Raw genomic sequence first — 21840 nt, 5'->3', positions numbered from 1 at the left:
GGACTGCAGCGCTCCTCCACAGGCCGGGGTTGGGTGGGTGGGAGTGACCCAGGGGTCACTCCCACCCACCCAGCTCGCCGTCAGGCCAGGCCGCGACGCTCCAGCAGCGGCTGGATCGGGGCGGGCCGCCCGCGCCACTCGAGGTACGACGCCAGCGGGTCGCGCGTGCCGCCGATGCCGATCACGTGGCGGAGGTAGGCGTCGCCGTTCTCGCGGGTGAGCCCGCCGTTCTCCTTGAACCACGCGACGGTGTCGGCGTCGAGCACCTCGCTCCAGATGTAGGAGTAGTAGGCCGAGGCGTAGCCGGAGCTGAAGCTGTGGGCGAAGTAGGGCGTCGAGTAGCGCGGCGGCACGGCGGGGTTGTCGAGGCCCACGTCGGCCAGCGCCTGCTGCTCGAAGGCCGCCACGGCCTCCGGGTCGGTCGGGACCTCCTCGGGGGCCAGCTCGTGCCAGGCGAGGTCGACGAGCGCGGCGGCGAGGTACTCGCTCGTCGCGAAGCCCTCGTTGAACGTCTCGGCCGCGCGGATCCGCTCGACGACCTCGGCCGGGATCGGCTCGCCGGTCTCGTGGTGGACCGCGTAGCTGGCGAGCACCTCGGGCCACAGCACCCACATCTCGTTGACCTGCGAGGGGTACTCGACGAAGTCGCGGAAGACCGAGGTGCCCGAGAACTTCGGGTACGTCGACCGGGCGAGCAGCCCGTGCAGGGCGTGGCCGAACTCGTGGAAGAGCGTCCGGGTCTCGTCCCACGTCAGCAGGGTCGCCTCGCCGTCGGCCGGCTTGGGCACGTTGAGGTTGTTGACGACGACGGCGGACTCGTTGCCGAGCAGGACGGACTGGTCGACGAAGCTGCTCATCCACGCGCCGCCCCGCTTCGAGTCGCGGGTGTAGAGGTCGAGCAGGTAGAGGCCGATGGGGGTGCCGTCGCGGCTGACCTCGAAGACCCGCACGTCCGGGTGGTAGCCGGCCAGGTCGCCGCGCTCGGCGAACGTGAGGCCGAACAGCGCGCCGGCCGCGAAGAAGACGCCGTCCTGCAGGACCCGCTCCGCCTCGAACCACGGGCGCAGCGCGGCCAGGTCGACGTCGTACTCGGCGGCGCGAACCCGCTCGGCGTAGAACGGCCAGTCCCACGGCGCGACCTCGAAGCCCGCCTGTGCGGACAGCGCCTCCTGCTCGCGACGGGCGTTGCGGGCGGCCGGCGCCGCGAGCTGCTCGAGCAGCGAGCGGACGGCAGCCGGGGTGCCGGCGGTGTTGTCCGCGGTGACCAGGGCCGCGTGGTTGTCGAAGCCGAGGAGACGGGCCCGCTCGGCGCGCAGCCGCAGGATGTCGAGGGCGAGCGCACGGGTGTCGTGGTCCCCGCCGCGGCTGCCACGTGAGCGCTGGGCCGTGGACAGCCGCTCGCGCACGGACCGATCGGTCAGGGCCGCGAGGTGCGGGTGGGCCGTCGGCAGCACGAGGGTGAGCAGGTACTTCCCCTCGAGGCCGCGCGCGGCGGCGGCCGCTGCCGCCGCCGACACCTCTCCCGGCGTCAGCCCGGCGAGCTCGGCCGGATCGTCGACCACGACGGCAAGGTCGTTGCTGTCGGCCTGGAGCGCCAGCTCGAAGGCGGTCTCCTTGCTGGAGATCTCGCCGTTGAGCGCGCGCAGCCGGGCCTTGTCGTCCTCGCCCAGGGCCGCACCGGCGAGCCGGAAGTCGGCGACATAGCGCTCGACGAGGTACGCCGCCTCGGCGTCCAGTTCCGACGCCTGGCCGGCCACGGCCTGGATCCGCTCCCACAGCGCCGCGTCCAGCAGGATCGCGTCGGAGTGCGCGGCGAGCCGGGGCGCGAACTCGGCCCGCACCGCGTCGACGGTCGCGGACGAGTCCGCGCCGGCCTTGTTGTGGAAGACCCGCAGGACGCGCGAGAGCGAGGTCCCGCTGCGCTCCAGCGGCACCAGCGTGTTGTCGAAGGTCGGCACCGCCGGATCGGCGGTGATGTCCGCGATGGCCGCGAGCTGCTCGGCCATCGCGGCCTCGATCGCGGGCGCGTAGTCGTCGTCGGTGATGTCCGCGAAGGGCGGCAGCTGGTGGGGCAGTTGGCTGGGCCCGAGCAGGGCTTCCGTCGTCACTCCGCCACTGTAGTGACGGCTCCGTCGTCCGGGGTCGCGGCCGGCTCGGTCGACGGCTCCTGGACGGTCGGCTCCTCGGCGGCGGCGCGGGTCGCGTCCGGCTCCGCGGTCGCCGTCGGCTCGGTGGACGGCTCCGGGGAGGGGACGGGCTCCGGTGTCGGCTCCGGTGTGGGCTCGGGCGTCGGCTCCGGGTCGGGAGTCGGCTCGGGCTCCGGAGTCGGGTCGGGCGTCGGCTCCGGGTCCGGTGTCGGCTCCGGGTCAGGAGTCGGCTCCGGGTCGGGCGTGGGCTCCGGGTCCGGCGTCGGCTCCGGTTCCGTCGTCGGGTCGGGGTCCGTCGACGGACCGGTCGACGGGTCGGTGCCGGGCTGCTCGCCGCTCCCGCCCCCGTCACCCCGGACGATGTCGCCGGAGCGCGGGATCACCAGGCCGGAGTGCCGGATCGCCGAGCGCACGTGGCGGATCGCGTCGTCGACGGCGTCGTCACAACCGCAGTCGACCAGGTCCCCGGGCAGCACGCCGGCGAGCATCGGGATGGCGATCGGCTGGTTCTCCATCTCCTCGGCGTAGAACGCCGCGAGCGCGATCACCGTGTCGGCGTACCCCTTCGCCTCGTTGTACGTCGCCAGCGCGTTGCGCAGCGCCGGCTCGGTCGACAGGTCCGGCCGGCCGGAGCACAGGAGCACGCTGGCACCGAGCGCGGCGTCGTCGAGGTCCTGGGGGTTGCGCTTCGTGTCGCTGTCGGCGTCGACCGCGACGGCCGCCCAGGTCGCCGGCAGCAGCCCGAGCGGACCGACGGTGGCGTCCCACCGGGTGTTGCGGTCGAGGAGGCCGGCATCGGTGTCGCTGACCCGGTTGCGCCCGCCGCGCCCGTCCTGCGGCTTGCCGATGATCGCCGGTGTCACGACGCCTTCGTCGCTCACCTCGTGGTCGAGGCTCTCCCCGCGGCCGTGGTTCGACTCGATGCGTCCGATGGCGGCGAGCACGGTCCAGTCCAGGTTGCAGTCGGCCGCGCCGTCGATGATCGATGCCGCCCGCTGGTAGGCGAGCAGCGCGGCGGGCGGGGCGTCGAGCACGGCGCCGTCGTACCCCGCGGCGGCACCGACGGGCTTGCGGACCGGCGCCGGGCCGAGGACGACCTGTTGCGGGACGGCAGCGGGGCCGGGCACGTCGGCCACCGCACCCGGCACGACCTGGTCGGCCGGCTGCGCGGTCCCGGGATCGGGATCGGCCGTCGACGCGGTCGGGATCCCACGACCGGTGACCCCGGTCAGGGCGAGCACGACGGCCAGTGCCGCGACGAGTCCGACGACCCCGAGCGTCCGCCAGATCCAGCGCGTGGCCGGCTTGGTGGAGACCCCCATTGCCACCGCACCTTTCTGCAAGAGTTGGACCTCACAAAGTGTTCGCCCCCGCCCACCTTTCCGCAGCGGAATCGACAGATCCATCGCCTTCGGGACCGTTCCGGAGGCGTTCGCACGGGGCGCACCGCACGTTCACCATCGGATCCGATGGATGAGAGGATGCCGCCCGTGGCCGAGCTGATCTTCCGTACCGGGACCATGGACGCCGGGAAGTCGACCCTCGCGCTGCAGACCAACCACAACCACGCCGCGCGTGGTCGCGTGGGAAGGCTCTTCACCTCCCACGACCGGGCCGGCGCGGCGGTGGTGTCCTCGCGGCTCGGCCTGACGGCGCTGGCCCAGGAGGTCGAGCCGGACTTCGACTTCTGGCGCTACACCGTCGACGCGCTGACCCAGGGCGCGCGGATCGACTACTTCATCTGCGACGAGGCCCAGTTCTACACGGCCGAGCAGGTCGACCAGCTGGCGAAGATCGTCGACGAGCTGCAGATCGACGTCTTCTGCTTCGGCATCCTCACCGACTTCCGCACCCGCCTGTTCCCGGGCTCGGCGAGGCTCGTGGAGCTGGCCGACCGCACCGAGGTGCTGCAGGTCGAGGCGCTGTGCTGGTGCGGCAAGCGCGCCACGCACAACGCCCGCACCGAGGACGGCGTCATGGTCACCGAGGGCGAGGTCATCGTCGTCGGCGACGTCGACACCGACCCGGAGGCCGCCGTCCATGCCGCCGACGACGTCGACGTGGCGTACGAGGTGCTGTGCCGCCAGCACCACCGGCGCGGGATGACCGCGGCGCGGGCGCGTGCGGTCAGTCTGTCGCCGGAGCCCCTCCCGTTTCCGTAGCGGAGGACTCCTCGGCAGACGTGCTCAGCAGCTCGGTGGCATAGCCGCCGACCGGCAGCAGCAGGTCGTGCGTGAGGCCGGCGACCGCCGTCGCGCAGGTCCCCTCGGGCAGGTCGCAGGTCAGCAGGTCGGTGTCGTCGCCGGCGTCGAGCACCACCGCCACCGTGTCGGCGTCGAGCCATTCGTAGGCGTACCAGGTGCGGTCCGGCCCGGGGACGTCGAGCAGCACCTCCGCACCGGTCGCCACCGCGACGACGACGTGGTCATCGGTCGTCACCCACCGACCGTCCGGCGACACGGCTCCGAAGTAGCGCTCCTCGACGGGGGGCAGCACCACCGTGCCGTCGCGGTCGCGGAGGTCGGTGCCGAGGTCGCCCCCACCGTCGTCCTCGACGAGCCCGACCCGGAGGCCGTCCGAGACGTCGCCGATCCACTGCAGGTCCTTCCCGGTGGCGATCACCCGGCTCTCGCCCGTGGCGAGGTCGGTCGCCACCTCGCCCCGCAGGTCCAGCCAGTACGCCGTGCCGTCGTCGATCGCGAAGAACCAGGCCAGCTGCGGCGGTTCGCCGTCAGCCATGGAGGCATCGAGATGGGCGTCGTGGCGCTGCGCCGTCCCGGTCGCGAGGTCGACGGTGACGTAGACCGGCACCGCCCCGGACCGGTCCACCCAGCCGACTGTCGTCCCGTTCTCGTCACCGACCAGCGGGGCGTGGCCCGCCGCTCCCGAGCCGATCTTTGTGACCTCGCCCTCGACGACCGAGTAGACCGTGCCGTCCTCGGTGAGGAACGCGTAGCCGACCCGGGTGCGCACGAAGCCCTCCGCCTTCCGGCCCAGGTCGTACGACGCCGTGGGCGTGTGCAGGGTGTCGCCGACCACCCACGACAGCTCCGCCGGGCTCGACCCGTCCGCAGGAGCGGGATCCTTCGCGGTGTCTCCCCCACCGAGGGCCACCGCGACGCCGCCGGCGACGACCGCGAGAGCGGCGACGCCGCCGACGAGCGAGGTCTGGCGGCGGCGTACGGCACGGTCGCCGGACTCCACGATCGCGGCGAGGTCCACCGCCTCGAAGTCCAGGTCGGCCGCGCGGTCCATCAGGGTCTTCAGCTTCTCGGTCATGCCGGCACTCCTTCCGTGGCGAGCAGGTCGTCGATGTCGAGGTCGTCCCCCATGAGGTCGCGGAGGCGGGTGAGCGCGGCGGAGGCCTGGCTCTTGACGGTGCCGACCGCGCAGCCGAGCAGCTCGGCGGTCTGCCGTTCGGTGAGGTCCTCGTAGTAGCGGAGCACGATCACGGCGCGTTGGCGCGGTGGCAGCTGCGCGAGCGCACCGAGCAGCGCCTGCCGGGCGACCAGCCCGTCGGCGTGGCCGTCGGCGGCCTGCTCGGGCAGCGTCGCGGTGACCCGCTCGGCGTTCCAGCTGCGCTTGCGGAACCACGTGATCGCGGTCGTCGTGATCGCCTTGCGGGTGTACGCCTCCGCGGCCTGCGGGTTGCGCAGGCGCGGCCACGCGACGTACGTCTTCGTCAGCGACTCCTGCACGAGGTCCTGGGCGAGCCCGACGTCGCCCACCATCAGGTAGGCGGCGCGGTGCAGCGCCCCGGAGCGGGCGGCCACGAACTCGGCGAACGCGGCCCGGTCCCGAGCAACCATGCTTCCTCCGGTCCTTCCGGGACCCCAGCGGCCCCACTCACCCACCCAGACGACGCGGGCGGCCGAAAAGGTTCGGTGGCCGGTGGCTCAGTCCAGCAGGACCGGGATCAGCATCTCGTCGGGCGTCAGCGAGCCGTGCATGCCGATCAGCCTGGTCTCGTAGGGAAAGCCGTCGGTCGACAGCACGGCGAAGTCGCCGCGGCAGGCGACGATGACGTCGCCGATCCGCGGCAGCACCGACGGGTCGACGACCCCGAACCAGCCGCGGCCGATCGCCTCGGCGCGGGTGAGCACCTCGGCGCGGTCGCCGATCCGCTCGCGCCAGGTCGCCACGACATCGGGCACGGCGCCGCCGGTGCAGTAGAGGTGGCGGAAGCGCGCCTCGCCGCCCACGATCGCCACACCCGAGCGGAGCTCGTCGTCGGAGGACACGTCGATCCGCGAGCCGTCGGGCACGTCGACCATGCCGTGGTCGGCCACGACGACGAGCCGGCGGTCGGCGGGCAGGGCCTCGCGCAGCTGCTCGGCCTCGTGGTCGATCATCGCGAGCTGCTGCAGCCACTGGCTCGACGCCACGCCCCAGCGGTGACCGGTCCAGTCGAGGTCGCCGTCGTACACATAGGTCAGCGCGGGCTGGCGCGGGTCCGGCCGGGACGCCGCGACGACGGCGGCGATCCGCTCCCCGACCCGGTCGACGCCGACGTAGTCGGCACCGCGGTGCGCCGCGACCGTCAGGCCGCTGCCGTCGAACTCCCGCTTGTTGACGACCGTGACCCGCACGCCAGCCGCCTGGAGCGACGAGAACGCGGTGGTGTGCGGCTGCCACTGGGTCGGCTCGATGTCGTGGTCCCAGATCAGCGCGTTGAGCAGCTCGTCGGTGCCGGGGATCCGGGTCGTGAAGCCCACCAGGCCGTGGGCACCGGGCGTCAGGCCGGTGCCGAGCGAGGTGAGCGAGGTCGAGGTCGTCGACGGCACGCCCGCGGTCGCGGGGCTCGAGCCGGCCAGCAGGGAGGAGAGGTACGGCGCCACGTGGGCGTGCCGCTCGAGCAGGCGCGCGCCGAGCCCGTCGATGAGGAAGATGACATACGACGCCGCACCCGGCAGCAGCAGGCCCGACGGGGCGGGGCCGAGCGGGCTGCCGAGCGCGTGCGCGGCCGCCGGGACGAGGTCGCCCAGCGAGCGGACGCCGTAGGCGGGCTCGCAGAAGCCGTCCTGCACCGGGGCGCCGGGAGCGAGTGGGTCAGCCACGGGTCAGCGCGGACAGGGAGGCGGCGAAGGACAGCAGCCCACCGACGGCGTCGGCGCCGTCGGCGGCGGCCGAGACGCGCAAGGAGAAGTCGTCGGACGACATGGTGCCGGTGTAGCCGTGGTCGGCCTCGCACTGCGGGTCGTCGCACGCGGCGGGCTCGAGGTCGAGCCGGCTGACGGCGCCCCAGCCGATGGTCAGCACGGCCTCGGCCGGCGGCCGCGGGCCCGCGGTCGGGTTGGTCGTCATCCGGGTCACGACGACGGACGCGACCGCGCTCAGGCTGACCGCCTCCGTCGAGGTCGACGTGTAGGGCTCCGGGAGGAGGTCGTCGCCCGCGTGCTCGTCGGTGTGGGCGAGGATCAGCCGGGTCGGGGTCAGCACGATCACGGTCTGGTGCCGGCGCACCTCGTCACGCTCGAAGGTCGGCTCGTGGTGCACGTAGAAGGACACCACGGACTCGCCGCCGCAGGCATCGGCGACGGCGTCGGCCACCACCTCCGGGTAGTAGCCGGTGCGGTTGATCGCAGTGCTCAGCTCGGCGCTCCGGTCGCGGACGGTCATGGGCGGCATCCTGTCACGCCGTCCCGCGGCGGGCTGCGCCAGTCGGCGACTCGGCCCGGAGTCAGTCGGGAATCGTGGTGATGAGGTCCGGCATCCGGCGCACCAGCGAGTCCGGGCGCGGGTCCTTGACCGCGGCGACGCGTGCCGACGCGGTGAGCACCCGGGCCCCGTCGACACCGGCCAGCACCAGCGACAGCTCGAGCGAGCTGACCTGCGGCAGGTCGTTCTGGAGCTCGGCGACGCGGGTGATCAGGTCCTCGATCGCCGCGACGTCGACCGCCTCCGCACCGCGGTAGCCGAACAGCAGCGGGGCGCTCTTCACCTCGCGCACCATCGCCGCGACCTCGTGCTCGCCGAGCGGCGGGATCCGGTAGGACCAGTCGCCGAGCAGCTCGATCACGGGCCCGGAGATGCCGAACGACACGACCGGCCCGAACAGCGGGTCCTCGAAGGAGCGCACCGCGATCGGGACACCCGTCGGGGCGTTGCGCTGGACGACGAACCGCCCGGTCGCCGGGTCGACGAGCCGGCTGAGGTCGGACCAGGCCTCCCGCATCTCCGCGACGTCGTCGATGTTGCGCCACACGTGCACCTGGTCGGGCCGCTCGCGCACAGAGGGCAGGGTCGACTTGAGCACGACATTCCAGCCGAGCGACTCCCCCGCCGCGACCGCCTCGTCGAGGTCGGCGACGCGCAGGGTCGGCCACAGCTCGATGCCGTACGCCGCCAGCAGCTGCGCCACCTGGTCCTGGTCGAGCTCGACCTCGCGGTCGGCGGCGATCACCTCGGGGTCGGCGAGGATCTGGTCGACCAGGCGCCGCGCGGCCCGGTCGTCGACCTCGCCCGCGTCGGCGACGGGGCCGTCGGGGGCGTGGAGCCACACGGCGTACTCGACGACACGCGCGAGCGCCCGCACCGCCGCCTCCACCGCCGGGTACGACGGCACGGAGCCGCGCCCGGCCGCCGAGCCCGCGACGTCGGGGACCCGCAGCAGTTCGGGGATGCCCTCGGCCCCGAGGAAGGAGGAGACCAGCGGCTTGTCCGACTGCTCGCCGACCGCCGCCAGGACGTTGGCGACCTCCTCGCCGGACACGTCGAGCGGCGGGATGTAGACCGCGATCACCGAGTCGACGTCGGGGTCGTCGATGGCGTCGTCGAGCGCGTCCTCGAAGTCCTCGGCGGTCGCGTCGGCGCCGAGGGCGACGGACCGGTTGACGACCAGCCCGACGGCGGAGGCGGCGTCGGCGGCCAGCAGGCCGAGCGCGTCGGAGTTGCCGACGATGGCGACCCGGCGCCCGCGCGGGAGCGGCTGGTGCGCGAGCAGCTGGGCGACGTCGAACATGTCGTCGAGGGTGTCGACCTGGATGACGCCGGCCTGGCGGAACATGGCGTCGACAGCTGCCTGGGGAGCGCCGATCCGGCGGACCGTGTGGCCCATCGGCACGCCCTGCGTCGTACGGCCCGAGCGGACCGCGACGATCGGCTTGCGGTGCGAGACCCGGCGGGCGATCCGGGAGAACTTGCGCGGGTTGCCGATCGACTCGAGGTACATCATGACGACCTCGGTCGCGTCGTCCTCCTCCCAGTACTGCAGGAGGTCGTTGCCGGACACGTCGGCGCGGTTGCCGGCGCTGACGAAGGTCGAGATGCCGAGGCCGCGGTTCTTGACCTTCTCGAGGATCGCGGAGCCGAGCGCGCCGGACTGGCAGAAGAAGCCGGCGCGACCGCGGTTGGGCATGACCGAGGACAGCGAGGCGTTGACCTGCACGCTCGGGTCGGTGTTGATGACGCCGAGGCAGTTGGGCCCGATCAGGCGCAGGCCGTAGGAACGGCACAGGCCGGCGAGGTGCCGCTGGCGGCGCCGGCCCTCCTCGCCGGTCTCGGCGAAGCCCGAGGAGATGACGACGAGGCCGTGCACGCCCTTGTTGGCACAGTCGAGCACGACGTCGGTCACCGCGTCGGCGGGGACGGCGACGATCGCGACGTCGACGTCGTCGGGGATGTCGTTGACGTTCTTGTACGCCGGCAGCCCCGACACCGCGGGCGCGCTCGGGTTGACGACATAGACGCGTCCGGTGAAGTCGGCCATCACCAGGTTGCGCACGAGCACCTGGCCGATCGTGTCCTGGCGGCGGCTGGCACCGATGATCGCGACCGACTTGGGGCGGAAGAAGCGGTCGATCGACGCCGCCTCGGCGGCGTGCTCGCGGTCGCGCATCACCCCGATCGCCGTGTCGGTCGGGTCGATCGGGAACTCCAGCGTGATCACGCCGTCGTGGTAGCCGCTCGCGACCCGGTAGCCGGCGTCGCGGAAGGTCTGGATCATCCGGCTGTTGTCGGGGAGCACCTCGGCGGTGAACCGCTCCACGCCCCGCTCGCGCCCGGCCTGGGCCAGGTGCTCGAGCAGGAGCTGGGCGATGCCGCGGCCCTGGTGGCCGTCCTCCACGAGGAAGGCGACCTCGGCCTCGTTGTCGCCCACGACGTCGTACCGGCCGACGGCGATCATCTTCTCCTGCAGGATCAGGATGAGGGCGACCCGGTCGACGTTGTCGACGTGGGTGAAGCGCCGCACGTCGCGCTCGGAGAGCACCGGCATGGGCGAGAAGAAGCGGTAGTACTTCGACTCGTCGGAGACCCGCGCGTAGAACTCGACGAGCAGCTCGTCGTCCTCGGGACGGATCGGACGGATGTGCGCGGTTCGGCCGTCGCGCAGCAGGACGTCGCCCTCCCAGTGCGCGGGAGGCGCCACGATCTCCTCGGTCGGGGTCGCATCACCGGCGGTCACAGGGAGAAATCTATCGGTCCCCTCCTACTCCCGGGACTCCCCCGGCGTGCCCGGTCACCGATGGCCGGTGCCGACCGGGAGAATGGGACGCATGGCACGGCGTACGAAGCAGGAACCCCTCCCGGAGGACTTCGAGGAGCACATCCTCGACACCGACATCCGCGACGAGATGCAGTCGTCCTTCCTGGAGTACGCCTACTCGGTCATCTACTCCCGCGCGCTGCCCGACGCCCGCGACGGGTTGAAGCCGGTCCAGCGCCGGATCCTCTACACGATGAACGACATGCGCCTGCTGCCCGACCGCGGCCACTCCAAGTGCGCCCGCATCGTCGGTGAGGTCATGGGCCGGCTGCACCCGCACGGCGACGGTGCGATCTACGACGCGCTCGTCCGCACCGCCCAGTCGTGGTCGCTGCGCCTGCCGATGGTCGACGGGCACGGCAACTTCGGCTCCCCCGGTGGCGAGGACCCGCCGGCCGCCATGCGTTACACCGAGGCCCGGATGGCTCCGGCCGCCGTGGCCATGACGGAGTCCATCGAAGAGGACACCGTCGACTTCAAGCCCAACTACGACAGCCGCGAGTACGAGCCGACGGTGCTCCCGTCGGCGATCCCCAACCTCGTGGTCAACGGCACGACCGGCATCGCGGTCGGCATGGCCACCAACATGGCCCCGCACAACCTGGTCGAGGTCGTGCAGGCGCTGCGCCACCTCATCCAGCACCCGAGGACCGACGTCGACGGCCTGATGCGCTTCATCCCGGGCCCGGACCTGCCGACGGGCGGCAAGATCGTCGGCCTCGACGGCATCCGCGACGCCTACGAGTCGGGCCGCGGCATCTTCAAGATGCGGGCGACCGCCCGGATCGAGACGATCGGGCGCCGCAAGGGCATCGTGGTGACCGAGCTGCCCTACGGCATCGGCACCGAGAAGGTCATGGAGCGGATCAAGACCCTGGTCCAGACCAAGAAGATCCAGGGCATCGCGGACATGAAGGACCTCACCGACCGCGAGAACGGCCTGCGCCTGGTCATCGAGATCAAGAACGGCTTCGTCCCCGAGGCCCTCCTCGAGCAGCTCTACAAGCTCACCCCGATGGAGGACTCCTTCGGCATCAACAACGTCGCGCTCGTCGACGGCCAGCCGCGCACCCTGGGCCTGAAGGAGATGCTCGAGGTCTTCCTCGAGCACCGCTACGACGTCGTACGCCGCCGCTCGCAGTTCCGCCGCAACAAGAAGGCCGACCGCCTCCACCTCGTCGACGGCCTCCTGCTCGCGCTGCTCGACATCGACGAGGTCATCCAGGTCATCCGCACCAGCGACAACTCGGCGGCCGCGAAGGAGCGGCTGATGAGTGTCTTCGACCTCTCCGAGCTCCAGGCCGAGTACATCCTCGAGATGCAGCTGCGCCGGCTGACCCGCTTCTCCCGCCTCGAGCTGGAGAAGGAGCAGGAGACGCTGCGCAAGGAGATCGAGGAGCTCGACGCGATCCTCGCCGACGAGGGCCTGCTCAAGAAGGTCGTCTCCACCGAGCTCGGCGAGGTCGCGAAGACCTACGGCACCCCGCGCCGCACCGTCCTGCTCGAGTCCGCCGGCACCACCGCCGTCGCGGCGGCGACCACCCCGCTCGAGGTCGCCGACGACCCCTGCTTCGCGCTGCTCTCCTCCTCCGGTCTGCTCGCGCGCACCAGCGGCGCCGACGAGCTCGGCTCCGGCGGCGGCCGGGCCAACCACGACGTCGTCGTCTCCGCCGTGCGTACGACGGCCCGCGCCGACATCGGCGTGCTCACCTCGGCCGGCCGCCTGGTCCGCCTCGCCGTCCTCGACCTGCCCGCGATCCCGCCCTCGGCCAACGAGCCCAACCTGCAGGGCGGGCTGCCGCTCAGCGAGGTCCTCGACCTGGCCTCCGGCGAGCGCGCGCTGGCGCTGACCACCCTCACCACCGACGGTCCCGGCCTGGCCCTCGGCACGAAGCAGGGTGTCGTCAAGCGGGTCAACCCCGAGGTGATCGGCAAGGACGAGTGGGAGGTCATCTCCCTCAAGGACGGCGACGAGGTCGTCGGCGCCGTCCAGCTCACCACCGGCACCGAGGAGCTCTGCTTCGTCACCTCCGACGCGCAGCTGCTGCACTACGGCGCCGACGGCGTCCGCCCGCAGGGCCGCTCCGGCGGCGGCATGGCCGGCGTCCGGGTCGCCGACGGCGAGCGGGTCGTGTGGTTCGGCGTGCTCGACCTCAACGCCCCCGGCGGCGTCGTGCTGGTCACCGCGTCCGGGTCCTCGACGGCCCTGCCCGGCACCGAGCCCGGCTCGGTCAAGGTGACCGACTTCTGGGAGTACCCCGCCAAGGGGCGGGCGACCGGCGGGGTGCGCTGCCACCGCTTCCTCAAGGGCGAGGACACCCTGGTCTTCGCGTGGGCCGGCCCGGCGCCGGCCCGGGCGGCCGCGGCCAGCGGTGCCCCGGTCGACCTGCCCGAGGCCGGTGGGCGTCGCGACGGCAGCGGCGTACCGGGCAGCCAGCCGATCATCGCGGCGGCCGGCCCGCTGACGGCCACCCTCGCGGCGGACGCGCCGGCGCTCGCGCCCTCGCCCGGGGCGCCCTCCACCGATGTGTCAGGGTGACCTCATGACGACCTCGACCCGTGTCGCCGCCGGCCTGCTCACCGGACTCCTCGCCGCCGGCGGACTGACCGCCTGCTCCGGCGACGACGGGGGCGGCGGCGACGCCGACCCGTGGAGCGACGCGGGCGCAAAGGCCAAGGAGCTGCTCGACGGCACCAGCGGGATCGAGGTCTCGATCTCGACCGGCGACGACCCGGGCGTCGACTACCTCTCGGCCGCCAGCGGCACGATCGTCGCCGACCCGCCGGCGTTCGAGGGCCAGGTCAGCGGCTCGGTCTCGGGCTTCGCGGTCACCGACGTCCCGGTCATCTCGGTCGGCGGCACGCTGTGGATCAACCACGCGCTGCTCGGCGGCTGGAGCGACCGCTTCCAGCCCGACGACCTCTGCGCGCCCGACCCCGCCACGCTGCTCTCGCCCGACTCGGGCGTCTCCAACGTGCTGACGTCCAGCAAGGACGTGAAGGCCGGCGAGTCCGAGCGCGGCGGCAAGGACAACAAGCAGGTCTTCCACACCTACTCCGGCACGGCCACCGGTGACGCGATCCGCAAGATCCTGCCGTGCGCCGAGGGCGACTCCTTCGAGGCGACCTACCGCCTCGACGACGACGGCTACCTCCGCACCGCGCGGCTGACCGGTGTCTTCTTCCCGGACGCCGAGGAGGTCACGTACTCGATCGACGTCACCGAGTACGACGTCACCAAGGACATCTCCGCACCGGAATGACCGCACTGGAGGATCCTCTGGACGCACGGCCGGCGGGACGGGACCGCCTCCTGCTGGCGCTCTGCGCGGTCGCGGTCGCCTTCGCGGCCGTCGACACCTATGTCGTCGTCCTGGCCCTGCCGGACATGATGGCCGGCGTCGGCATCCCCGTCGACGAGCTCCAGCGGGCCGCCCCGATCGTCTCCGGCTTCCTGCTCGGCTATGTCGCGATGCTGCCCCTCATCGGCCGGATCGCCGACCTGCGCGGCCAGGTGCCGGTCCTGGCGATGTCGCTGGTGCTGTTCGCCATCGGCTCGTTCGTCACCGCGATCTCCTACGACCTGCCGAGCATGGTCGCCGGCCGATTCCTGCAGGGCGTCGGCGGCGGCGGGCTGGTCCCGGCGACGATGTCGCTCGTCGCGGCGCTGTACCCCGTGGAGCGCCGCGGCCTCCCGCTCGGCCTGGTCTCGGCGGTCCAGGAGTTCGGCAGCGTCCTGGGCCCGCTCTTCGGTGCGCTCGTGCTGTCGTTCACCACCTGGCGGGGGATCTTCGCGATCAACCTCGCCGGCGGCGCCGTCCTCCTGGTGGCCGTCTCCGCCCTCGCCCGGGCGCGGAGCGCCTCGGTGGTCGAGGAGGCCATCGGCCAACCCATCGCAGGAGAGCCTCCGGTGGTGGCGCCACGAGCCCCCCGCAACCCGCGCACCCTCCTGGCCCGCGGCATCGCCCTGCTCCTCCTCGCCGCCACCGTCGGCACCGGCCTGATCACCTTCCTCCAGCCGCCCGACCTCCAGCGCGACCTCACCTGGGGCCAGCTCTTCATCCCGTACGTCGACGGCGGCAGCCGCTGGGTCACGCCGATCGGGGTCGCCACCATCGGCGCCTTCACCGTGCTCGCGCTGTGGTGCTGGTTCGTGCCCCGTGCCCTCGTGGACCTGCGCGGGTGGTTCGGCCACCTCGTCGCGGCCGACCTGCTGGGCGCGACGCTCCTGGCCGCCGTGCTCGGCGGCATCGTGCTCGCGTTCGCGACGGCCGACCCGGAGGTCGCCGTCTTCTCGCCCCAGGGGCCGTGGTTCCTGGCCGGCTCGGCGCTCGCGCTGGTACTGCTGCTGCTCCACCTGCGCCGGGCGGCCGACCCGATCGTCCCCCGGGGCGCGCTGCGCGCGACGCCGGCGTGGGGCTCGCTGGTCGTCAGCTTCCTCGTCGGCTGGGCGCTGATCGCGGCGCTCGTCGACATCCCGCTGTTCGCCCGCACGACCACCGAGCGCGACTCGCAGCTCGGCGCCGCGCTGGTCCTGCTCCGCTTCCTGGCCGCGCTCCCGGTCGGCGCGATCGTGGGTGGCTGGCTGCTGCGACGGGTCCCGGCCGGCGTACTCACGGCGATCGGGATGGCCGCCGCCGGCGGCTCGTTCCTGGCGATGGCGCAGTGGGACGACACCAGCCTCGCGGGCTTCGCGAGCAACCTGCCGCTGGTGGTCGGTGGCTTCGGGTTCGGCCTCGCGCTCGCTCCCGTCAACGCCGCCATCCTCGCCACCACCGACGACGACGCCCACGGCCTCGCCAGCGCCCTCGTCGTGGTCGCGCGCATGGTCGGGATGCTCGTCGGTATCTCGGCGCTGACCACGATCGGCCTGCGCCGGCTCTACGCCGCCCAGGAGGCGGACCCCGGCCTCAGCATCCTCGAGCTCGGCATCGTGCAGGAGCACGCCGTCTTCGTCGGCGCGGCCTTCGCGGCCTTCGCCGCAGGCGTCCTGGCGCTGGTCGTCTTCGCCCGGGCACGCACCCGAGGTGTGGACACCGTCGAGGCGCTGCGCGTCGCTGGATAATCTGGAGCCATGGGCGATTTCGATGACCTCCTGAAGGCCAACCAGGACTACGCGGCGACCTTCGACCAGGGCGGGTTCGACGGCAAGGCGCACGCCGGTGTGGCGATCGTGACCTGCATGGACTCCCGCATCGACCCGCTGCGCATGCTCGGCCTCGACTACGGCGACGCGAAGATCTTCCGCAACCCGGGTGGCCGCGTCACCGAGGCGGCCCTCGAGGCGCTCGTGCTCGGCTCGCACCTGCTCAACGTCGACCGGATCCTCGTGATCCCGCACACCCGGTGCGCCATGGCGGCCAACTCCGAGGCCGACATCCACGAGAAGATCGGCGCCGCGGTCGGCCAGGACGTCACCTGGCACGCCTTCCACGTCATCCCGGACCAGAAGGCCGCCCTCGCCGAGGACGTCCGCAAGGTGCGCTCGCACCCGTTGATCCCCGACACCGTCAAGGTCGGCGGCTTCATCTACGACGTCGACACGGGCCTGCTGACCCAGGAGGTCTGACCGCCCCGGCGGTCGAGGAGGCGCTCCTCAGGCGCCGAGCAGGTCCCGCAGGGACTGGTCGACCAGCGCGCCGGGGAGCTCGTCGAGGCGCGCGCCCAGCGTCGCCAGGTCGCCGATCGAGGTGATCAGGTCGAGCAGCCTCGTCGTGTCCGCGATGAGGTCCTCGAGGGGCACGTCGACGAGCAGCGGGCAGTCGACCGCTCCCCCGTCCGGCTCGGGCGCCGCCGCCGGCGTCCAGCAGCCGACCTCGAGCACCAGGTAGGCGTTGCGGCCCACGCCGTCGGCCCGCGGGTCGACGTACCAGAAGAGGTCGCCGACGGCGATCCGCAGGTGCCCCCGCCGGGCCTTCGCCCCCCGTGCCTTGAGCAGCTTGACGACCGCTGCCCGGCTCTCGCTCACCACCTGAGCAGCATCACGCGTCGAGGGCTTCCATGTCGACCTCGTAGGCGCCCTGGACGATGAACTCCTTGCGCGGCGCGACGTCACTGCCCATCAGCAGCTCGAAGACCTCGGCGGAGAGGTTGGCGTCGTCGACCGTCAGCCGGCGGAGGGTACGACGACGGGGGTCCATCGTCGTCTCGGCCAGCTGGTCCGCGTCCATCTCGCCGAGGCCCTTGTAGCGCTGCACCGGGTCCTTCCACTTGACGTTCTTCTTCTTCAGCTCCGCGAGCTTCCGCTGCAGCTCGTCGTCGGAGTAGGTGTAGACGTACTTGTCCTGGCCCTTCTTCGGGTTCGAGATCTCGATCCGGTGCAGGGGCGGGACGGCGGAGTAGACCCGGCCGTCCATGATCAGGTCGGGCATGTACTTGAAGAAGAGGGTCGCCAGCAGGGTCCGGATGTGGGCCCCGTCGGAGTCGGCGTCGGCCATGAAGATGATCCGGCCGTAGCGGCGGGCCTCGAGGTCGAAGGTGCGCCCCGAGCCGGCACCGACGACCTGGATGATCGAGGCGCACTCGGCGTTCTTCAGCATGTCGCCGACCGACGCCTTCTGGACGTTGAGGATCTTGCCCCGGATCGGCAGCAGCGCCTGGAACTCCGCGTTGCGGGCCAGCTTGGCCGTGCCGAGCGCGGAGTCACCCTCGACGATGAAGAGCTCCGTGCGCTCGTTGTCGGAGGCCCGGCAGTCGGCGAGCTTGGCCGGCAGGGACGAGGACTCCAGGGCGTTCTTGCGACGCTGGGTCTCCTTGTGCTGGCGGGCCGCGATCCGGGTCTTGGACGCCGAGACGACCTTCTCCATCAGGAGCTTGGCCTGCGCCTTCTCCGCCCGCTTCGTGGAGGTCAGGAAGTCCTTGAGCTCCTTCGCCACCACCTTGCGCACGACGGTGCGGGCGGCCGGCGTACCGAGGATCTCCTTGGTCTGGCCCTCGAACTGCGGCTCGGCGAGGCGGACCGTGACGATGGCGGTCATCCCCTCGAGGATGTCGTCCTTGATCACGTCGTCGTCGTTGACCTTGAGCGCCTTCGCCGCGCGCATCGACTCGTTGAAGGTCTTGGTGAGGGCGTTCTCGAAGCCGGAGACGTGGGTGCCGCCCTTGGGGGTCGCGATCACGTTGACGAACGAGCGCAGCTCGGTGTCGTAGCCCGTGCCCCAGCGGACCGCCACGTCGACGGTGAGCTCACGCTCGACGTCCTGCGGGGTCATGTGTCCCTTGTCGTCGAGCAGCGGCACGGTCTCGGTGAAGGTGTCGCTGCCCTGCAGGCGCAGGACCTCGGTGACCGGCTCGCCGGTGGCGAGGAAGTCGCAGAACTCGCCGATCCCGCCGTCGTGGCGGAACTTCTCCTCGAGCCACTCCGCGGAGTCGGCGGAGCGCTGGTCGCGGATCACCAGCTCGAGGCCCGGGACGATGAACGAGGTCTGGCGGGCGCGGCCGATCAGGCCGTCGAGGACGAAGCCGGCGTCCTTGGTGAAGATCTGGCGGTCGGGCCAGAACCGGATCCGGGTGCCCGACCTCCCCTTGGCGACCCGGCCGCCCTTGCGGGAGAGGCCCGAGGCCGGGGTGAACGGCGCGTCGGGGCCCTCGCCGGCGAAGGTGCCGGGGACGCCCCGCTGGAAGCTCATGCCCTGGCTGGCCGGCGAGCGGTCGACGTCGATGTCCATCCGGCTCGACAGCGCGTTGACCACGGACAGGCCGACGCCGTGGAGGCCACCGGTGGCGACATAGGAGCCGCCACCGAACTTGCCGCCGGCGTGCAGCTTCGTCGCCACGACCTCGACGCCGGTGAGCCCCGTCTTGGGCTCCTTGTCGGTCGGGATGCCCCGCCCGTCGTCGTGCACCTCGACCGAGCCGTCGGCGTGGAGGGTGACCTCGACCCGGTGGGCGAAGCCGCCGAGGGCCTCGTCGACGCCGTTGTCGATGATCTCCCAGAGGCAGTGCATCAGCCCCCGGGTGTCGGTGGAGCCGATGTACATCCCCGGACGCTTCCGCACGGCGTCGAGGCCCTCGAGGACCAGGAGGTGGGCTGCGTTGTAGGTGTTGTCGGCGATGACCGGCTCCTTCGGTGGTGCTGTCGTGCGGTGTACGACGCGCGTACGGCTGCGTGCTGCAGGGTCCGAATCTACCCGCGACACGCCGGAGACCGGTGCAGGCACACGGTGCCGGCCGGGAGGACGATGTTCGCCACGGCAAGGGAGCCGGACCGGATCAGGTAACGCTGGCCGATCGGAGGGTCACAACCTTGTTTCGGGTACTGGAAAATCAGGAATCCTACGAGAACCACGTGGTGGGATGAACTCATCAGGAACGTGCAATGGACCACATCCGGTCGGGAATCTTTGCCCCGGTCGCTACGTTGATCCACACGTCACCCGATGAGGGTGTTGTAGCCAGGCGAAAGAGAGGCCCGAGATGACGACTGCTGTTGCTCCCAGCGCCCCGCTGACGGCGGAGGACCGCTGCGACCGTTGTGGCGCCCAGGCCTACCTCCGTGTCGAGCTGACCACGGGCGGAGAGCTTCTCTTCTGCGCGCACCACGCGCGCGAGCACGGTGACAAGCTGCGCGCGATCGCGGCCAACGTGCACGACGAGACCCACAAGCTGAACGACAAGCCGGTGCCGGCCGCCGACTGACGTCCACCTGCTGCACCGTGGCCCCGGGAGCACCCGGGGCCACGGTTGTTTTTCGGGTCAGCCGAGCGGTGCCACCACGACCGTGGCGTCGGTCAGCCGCAGGGTCTCCTGGTCGGCGCTGCCCGCCTGCTGCGCGTCGTCGACCCGCGCGACCCACGCCTCGTCGCCGCCTGCGCAGGCCAGGGCGCCCTGGAGGCCGTACACCACCGGGTCCCCCGTCGTGCTCCAGGCCGCCCCCGACGAGGACCCACCCGTCGTCACCTGCGCGTTGAGCTCGCCCGGGGCGTCCTCGACGCCGACCGGGCGCCACACGACGGCGCGGGCCTCCCGGCACCCGCTGCCCGTGGCGAACTCCATCGTGCCGCGCACGTCGTCGGCGGTGTGCTCGACCGGCGCCTCGGCCAGCTCCTCCTCCGGCTCGCCCGGGACGGCGACGGTGAGGACCTCCTTCGTCGGCACGGTCACCGGGCCCTCGGCGCCGTCGGCCTCCTTCCCGTCGGCCTCCTGGAGCCAGGCGATCTCGACGGAGTTGCCGTGCACCGTGGCCTGCGCACGGGTGGCACCGTCCTTCTCCCAGGTCTCCTCGAACGGCACGTCCCGGCTGTCGCGGGCCAGGACCTGGAGCGCCGTGGCCCAGTAGAGCTGCGTGTCGAGGGTGGACTGCCAGTTCGGGGAGATCGTGCCGACCACGAGCACCTCGCCGCCGCCCGGCAGCACCACGATCCGGGCCGCCTCTGTCGCGGCGGGGTCGGTCTCGACCGGCTCGGGAGCGGTCCACTCCCCTCCGGGCGGGAGGTACTGCGTGCGCACGGCTCCCCCGCCACCGCGCTCGGTGCCGGTCAGGGCGGCGTGGACGCCGCCGTCCTCGTCGAGGGCGATGCTGACGGCGTCGTACCACTCGAGGTCTGAGTAGGACCACCTGCCGCCGGCCGGGTGCAGCGCGACCCGGCGCGGCCCGTCGTCGGGGTAGCCGTAGACCGCGACGTCACCACGGGCGTTCACCTGGACGTCCTCCACGTAGGCGAAGCCGTCCAGCACCTCGCGCCGCGACCAGGCGCCGTCGGCCCCGCGCACCCGTGCGACCACCGGCGGCGACGCCTCGAGCCCGTCGTCGCCCGCCTCCTGCTCGGTCCACACGGCGGCGCCCGCCCCGTCGTCGTTGAGCGCGGCGTGCGGCGGCGACGCCTGGGCCCCGAGCGTCGAGAGCGGCTCCGGCGCCGACCAGCGACCGTCGTCGTACGACGCCGTGACGACCGGCCCGGTGACCCCCTCGTCGCTCGTCTGCACCGCCAGCAGGGCCAGGCCGCCGCCGGCGCGGAACAGCTGGGGCTCCGCGGCGTGGGCCAGCCGGAGCTCGCCCTCCACCGCCCCGGTCGGCTCGTCCTCCTGCGCCCCGCCCACCGGCGACTCCCCGACCTCGGGACGGTCGTCGTCCTCCCTCGCGAGCGAGCAGCCCGCTGCGAGCGCGAGGACGGACAGCAGGGCGGTGGCGGCGGACCCGAGGCGGCGCATGCGGGGAGCCTACGGCCGTGGACTCCGAGTTCACGGGCTGTGCACGTGTCGGCCACACGGTGTCGGCCGTCCCGGGCACCGGGCGGGGTCCGATGGAGGGGTGATCCGGGTGTTGTCCTGCCTCGCTGTCGTGGTCGCCGTCCTCACCGTCGGGCTCGTCGCCGTCGAGGCGCACGAGCCCGCTCCGCCGCCGCCCGGCGTCCCCGTGGTCGCACCCGCGACGCCCCACCGCGCCGTCCGGTACGACGCCACCGTCACCCGGGTCGAGGACGGCGACACCGTCGTGGTCCGCCTCCGCACCGGCCGGGTGCGCCACGTGCGCGTGCTCGGCATCGACACGCACGAGGTCCTGTTCGGCGCGCACGAGTGCGGCGGCGCGGCCGGCTCGCGCTCGATGCACCGCCTGCTGCCGGTCGGCACCCGGGTCCGCCTGTACCGCGATCCCGCCCAGGTGGACGTCGACCGCTACCGCCGCCTGTTGCGCTACGTGCACCGCGCCGCCGACGGGCTCGACGTCGGCCGCACCCAGCTCGGGCGCGGGCTCGCCGAGGTCTACGTGTACGGCGACGGGCCGTTCGCGCGACGGGCGGCGTACCAGCGCGTCGAGGCCTCGGCGCAGCGTCGCGACGTGGGGATCTGGCGCTGGTGCTGACCGGCCGCGCCCTCAGTGGGCGGCCGAAGCCTCTATCGCGGCCCGCCACCGCTCGTGCTCGGCCACGTACCAGGCGAGGTCACCCGCTGCCGTGTGCACCACGAGGTGGGTCTGGCCCCCGACGAACGAGCCACCGAACGCCTTGGCCGTGCTCACTGCGGTCACGGTGGCGAGGTCGACGTCGACCGGGCCTCCCACGACCATGCGGAACAGCAGCCGGGTCGGGGTCAACGCGAGCGTGCCGTTGCCCTTGACCCGCGGGTGGGCGCCGATCGACCCGCGGTAGCTGGCCGATGCGGGTCCGAGCAGCACCTGCTCGTCACCGATCGCCTCGGCCAGGTCGCGCCGGGCCGCGTCGGCGCGCCCACCGAGGAGCGCGCCGAGCACGGAGCGGATGACCGACACCG

General features: G+C 72.6%; 18 protein-coding genes. 7 read left to right on the top strand and 11 right to left on the bottom strand.

What is annotated here, in order from left to right:
• Nucleotides 1-80: 80 nt before the first annotated feature.
• Both AC2YHB_RS09930 and AC2YHB_RS09925 read right to left on the bottom strand, forming a co-directional pair.
• Entirely contained in the window at nucleotides 81-2108 is a 2028-nt protein-coding gene (locus tag AC2YHB_RS09930) for a M3 family metallopeptidase (protein ID WP_308645435.1), read from the bottom strand.
• A complete protein-coding gene (locus tag AC2YHB_RS09925; protein WP_179647378.1) occupies nucleotides 2105-3469 on the bottom strand; it encodes a lysozyme family protein in 1365 nt (454 codons plus the stop codon). The genes AC2YHB_RS09930 and AC2YHB_RS09925 overlap by 4 nt, the downstream gene beginning before the upstream one ends.
• 168 nt (nucleotides 3470-3637) lie before the next feature.
• On the opposite strand from AC2YHB_RS09925, the gene AC2YHB_RS09920 reads away from it, so the two are divergent.
• Nucleotides 3638-4309 (top strand): thymidine kinase, encoded by a 672-nt coding sequence (locus AC2YHB_RS09920; protein ID WP_179647379.1) that lies wholly within the window; start codon nucleotides 3638-3640, stop codon nucleotides 4307-4309.
• Here the strand turns inward: AC2YHB_RS09920 and AC2YHB_RS09915 are convergent.
• The 5 genes from AC2YHB_RS09915 to AC2YHB_RS09895 all read right to left on the bottom strand — a co-directional run bounded on the left by AC2YHB_RS09915 (nucleotide 4275) and on the right by AC2YHB_RS09895 (nucleotide 10551).
• A complete protein-coding gene (locus AC2YHB_RS09915) occupies nucleotides 4275-5426 on the bottom strand; it encodes a hypothetical protein (RefSeq protein ID WP_179647380.1) in 1152 nt (383 codons plus the stop codon). The genes AC2YHB_RS09920 and AC2YHB_RS09915 overlap by 35 nt on opposite strands.
• Nucleotides 5423-5956, bottom strand: coding sequence for a SigE family RNA polymerase sigma factor (locus AC2YHB_RS09910; protein WP_179647381.1), 534 nt, complete (start codon nucleotides 5954-5956; stop codon nucleotides 5423-5425). The genes AC2YHB_RS09915 and AC2YHB_RS09910 overlap by 4 nt, the downstream gene beginning before the upstream one ends.
• Nucleotides 5957-6043: 87 nt before the next feature.
• Nucleotides 6044-7204, bottom strand: a complete 1161-nt coding sequence (locus tag AC2YHB_RS09905) for an alkaline phosphatase family protein (RefSeq protein ID WP_308645436.1) — start codon at nucleotides 7202-7204, stop codon at nucleotides 6044-6046.
• The gene (locus AC2YHB_RS09900) at nucleotides 7197-7766 is read right to left on the bottom strand and encodes a DUF5998 family protein (protein WP_036544606.1); all 570 of its coding nucleotides are present in this window, start codon (nucleotides 7764-7766) and stop codon (nucleotides 7197-7199) included. The genes AC2YHB_RS09905 and AC2YHB_RS09900 overlap by 8 nt, the downstream gene beginning before the upstream one ends.
• A 61-nt stretch (nucleotides 7767-7827) precedes the next feature.
• Nucleotides 7828-10551, bottom strand: coding sequence for a bifunctional acetate--CoA ligase family protein/GNAT family N-acetyltransferase (locus AC2YHB_RS09895; RefSeq protein ID WP_242530258.1), 2724 nt, complete (start codon nucleotides 10549-10551; stop codon nucleotides 7828-7830).
• A gap of 91 nt (nucleotides 10552-10642) precedes the next feature.
• Here AC2YHB_RS09895 and AC2YHB_RS09890 point away from each other — a divergent pair, with 91 nt between their 5' ends.
• From AC2YHB_RS09890 to AC2YHB_RS09875, 4 genes are read left to right on the top strand one after another with little or no spacing between them, the layout of a single operon-like run.
• On the top strand, nucleotides 10643-13171 hold the full coding sequence (locus tag AC2YHB_RS09890) for a DNA gyrase/topoisomerase IV subunit A (RefSeq protein ID WP_036544604.1): 2529 nt from the start codon (nucleotides 10643-10645) through the stop codon (nucleotides 13169-13171).
• Between the two features lie 4 nt (nucleotides 13172-13175).
• A complete protein-coding gene (locus tag AC2YHB_RS09885) occupies nucleotides 13176-13895 on the top strand; it encodes an LppX_LprAFG lipoprotein (RefSeq protein ID WP_487353822.1) in 720 nt (239 codons plus the stop codon).
• Nucleotides 13892-15697, top strand: a complete 1806-nt coding sequence (locus AC2YHB_RS09880) for an MFS transporter (protein WP_179647383.1) — start codon at nucleotides 13892-13894, stop codon at nucleotides 15695-15697. The genes AC2YHB_RS09885 and AC2YHB_RS09880 overlap by 4 nt, the downstream gene beginning before the upstream one ends.
• 9 nt (nucleotides 15698-15706) lie before the next feature.
• Nucleotides 15707-16201, top strand: coding sequence for a beta-class carbonic anhydrase (locus AC2YHB_RS09875; protein ID WP_036544600.1), 495 nt, complete (start codon nucleotides 15707-15709; stop codon nucleotides 16199-16201).
• A 27-nt stretch (nucleotides 16202-16228) separates the two neighbouring features.
• Here the strand turns inward: AC2YHB_RS09875 and AC2YHB_RS09870 are convergent, their stop codons facing one another.
• On the bottom strand, nucleotides 16229-16603 hold the full coding sequence (locus AC2YHB_RS09870; protein ID WP_036544598.1) for a hypothetical protein: 375 nt from the start codon (nucleotides 16601-16603) through the stop codon (nucleotides 16229-16231).
• Between the two features lie 10 nt (nucleotides 16604-16613).
• Nucleotides 16614-18770 (bottom strand): DNA gyrase/topoisomerase IV subunit B, encoded by a 2157-nt coding sequence (locus tag AC2YHB_RS09865; protein WP_487353821.1) that lies wholly within the window; start codon nucleotides 18768-18770, stop codon nucleotides 16614-16616.
• A gap of 277 nt (nucleotides 18771-19047) precedes the next feature.
• On the opposite strand from AC2YHB_RS09865, the gene AC2YHB_RS09860 reads away from it, so the two are divergent.
• The gene (locus AC2YHB_RS09860; protein ID WP_036544597.1) at nucleotides 19048-19269 is read left to right on the top strand and encodes a DUF7455 domain-containing protein; all 222 of its coding nucleotides are present in this window, start codon (nucleotides 19048-19050) and stop codon (nucleotides 19267-19269) included.
• 57 nt (nucleotides 19270-19326) lie between these two features.
• Here AC2YHB_RS09860 and AC2YHB_RS09855 read toward each other — a convergent pair whose 3' ends face one another.
• On the bottom strand, nucleotides 19327-20781 hold the full coding sequence (locus AC2YHB_RS09855) for a hypothetical protein (RefSeq protein WP_179647384.1): 1455 nt from the start codon (nucleotides 20779-20781) through the stop codon (nucleotides 19327-19329).
• A gap of 100 nt (nucleotides 20782-20881) precedes the next feature.
• Here AC2YHB_RS09855 and AC2YHB_RS09850 point away from each other — a divergent pair, with 100 nt between their 5' ends.
• On the top strand, nucleotides 20882-21433 hold the full coding sequence (locus AC2YHB_RS09850) for a thermonuclease family protein (RefSeq protein ID WP_179647385.1): 552 nt from the start codon (nucleotides 20882-20884) through the stop codon (nucleotides 21431-21433).
• Nucleotides 21434-21445: 12 nt separating this feature from the next.
• Here AC2YHB_RS09850 and AC2YHB_RS09845 read toward each other — a convergent pair whose 3' ends face one another.
• Nucleotides 21446-21838, bottom strand: coding sequence for a hypothetical protein (locus AC2YHB_RS09845; RefSeq protein ID WP_179647386.1), 393 nt, complete (start codon nucleotides 21836-21838; stop codon nucleotides 21446-21448).
• Between the last annotated feature and the right edge of the window lie 2 nt (nucleotides 21839-21840).

Source organism: Nocardioides sp. SRI_004, assembly GCF_057586415.1.
The sequence above is the reverse complement of the archived record's forward strand: the minus strand, read 5'-3'. Positions and strand labels throughout refer to the sequence as shown.

Excerpts from the sequence above, each read along its gene's own strand:
- AC2YHB_RS09890 (WP_036544604.1), top strand. The coding sequence starts at position 10,643 with ATGGCACGGCGTACGAAGCAGGAACCCCTCCCGGAGGACTTCGAGGAG.
- AC2YHB_RS09900 (WP_036544606.1), bottom strand. The coding sequence starts at position 7,766 with ATGACCGTCCGCGACCGGAGCGCCGAGCTGAGCACTGCGATCAACCGC.
- AC2YHB_RS09925 (WP_179647378.1), bottom strand. The coding sequence starts at position 3,469 with ATGGGGGTCTCCACCAAGCCGGCCACGCGCTGGATCTGGCGGACGCTC.
- AC2YHB_RS09910 (WP_179647381.1), bottom strand. The coding sequence starts at position 5,956 with ATGGTTGCTCGGGACCGGGCCGCGTTCGCCGAGTTCGTGGCCGCCCGC.
- AC2YHB_RS09915 (WP_179647380.1), bottom strand. The coding sequence starts at position 5,426 with ATGACCGAGAAGCTGAAGACCCTGATGGACCGCGCGGCCGACCTGGAC.
- AC2YHB_RS09880 (WP_179647383.1), top strand. The coding sequence starts at position 13,892 with ATGACCGCACTGGAGGATCCTCTGGACGCACGGCCGGCGGGACGGGAC.
- AC2YHB_RS09855 (WP_179647384.1), bottom strand. The coding sequence starts at position 20,781 with ATGCGCCGCCTCGGGTCCGCCGCCACCGCCCTGCTGTCCGTCCTCGCG.
- AC2YHB_RS09885 (WP_487353822.1), top strand. The coding sequence starts at position 13,176 with ATGACGACCTCGACCCGTGTCGCCGCCGGCCTGCTCACCGGACTCCTC.
- AC2YHB_RS09860 (WP_036544597.1), top strand. The coding sequence starts at position 19,048 with ATGACGACTGCTGTTGCTCCCAGCGCCCCGCTGACGGCGGAGGACCGC.
- AC2YHB_RS09875 (WP_036544600.1), top strand. The coding sequence starts at position 15,707 with ATGGGCGATTTCGATGACCTCCTGAAGGCCAACCAGGACTACGCGGCG.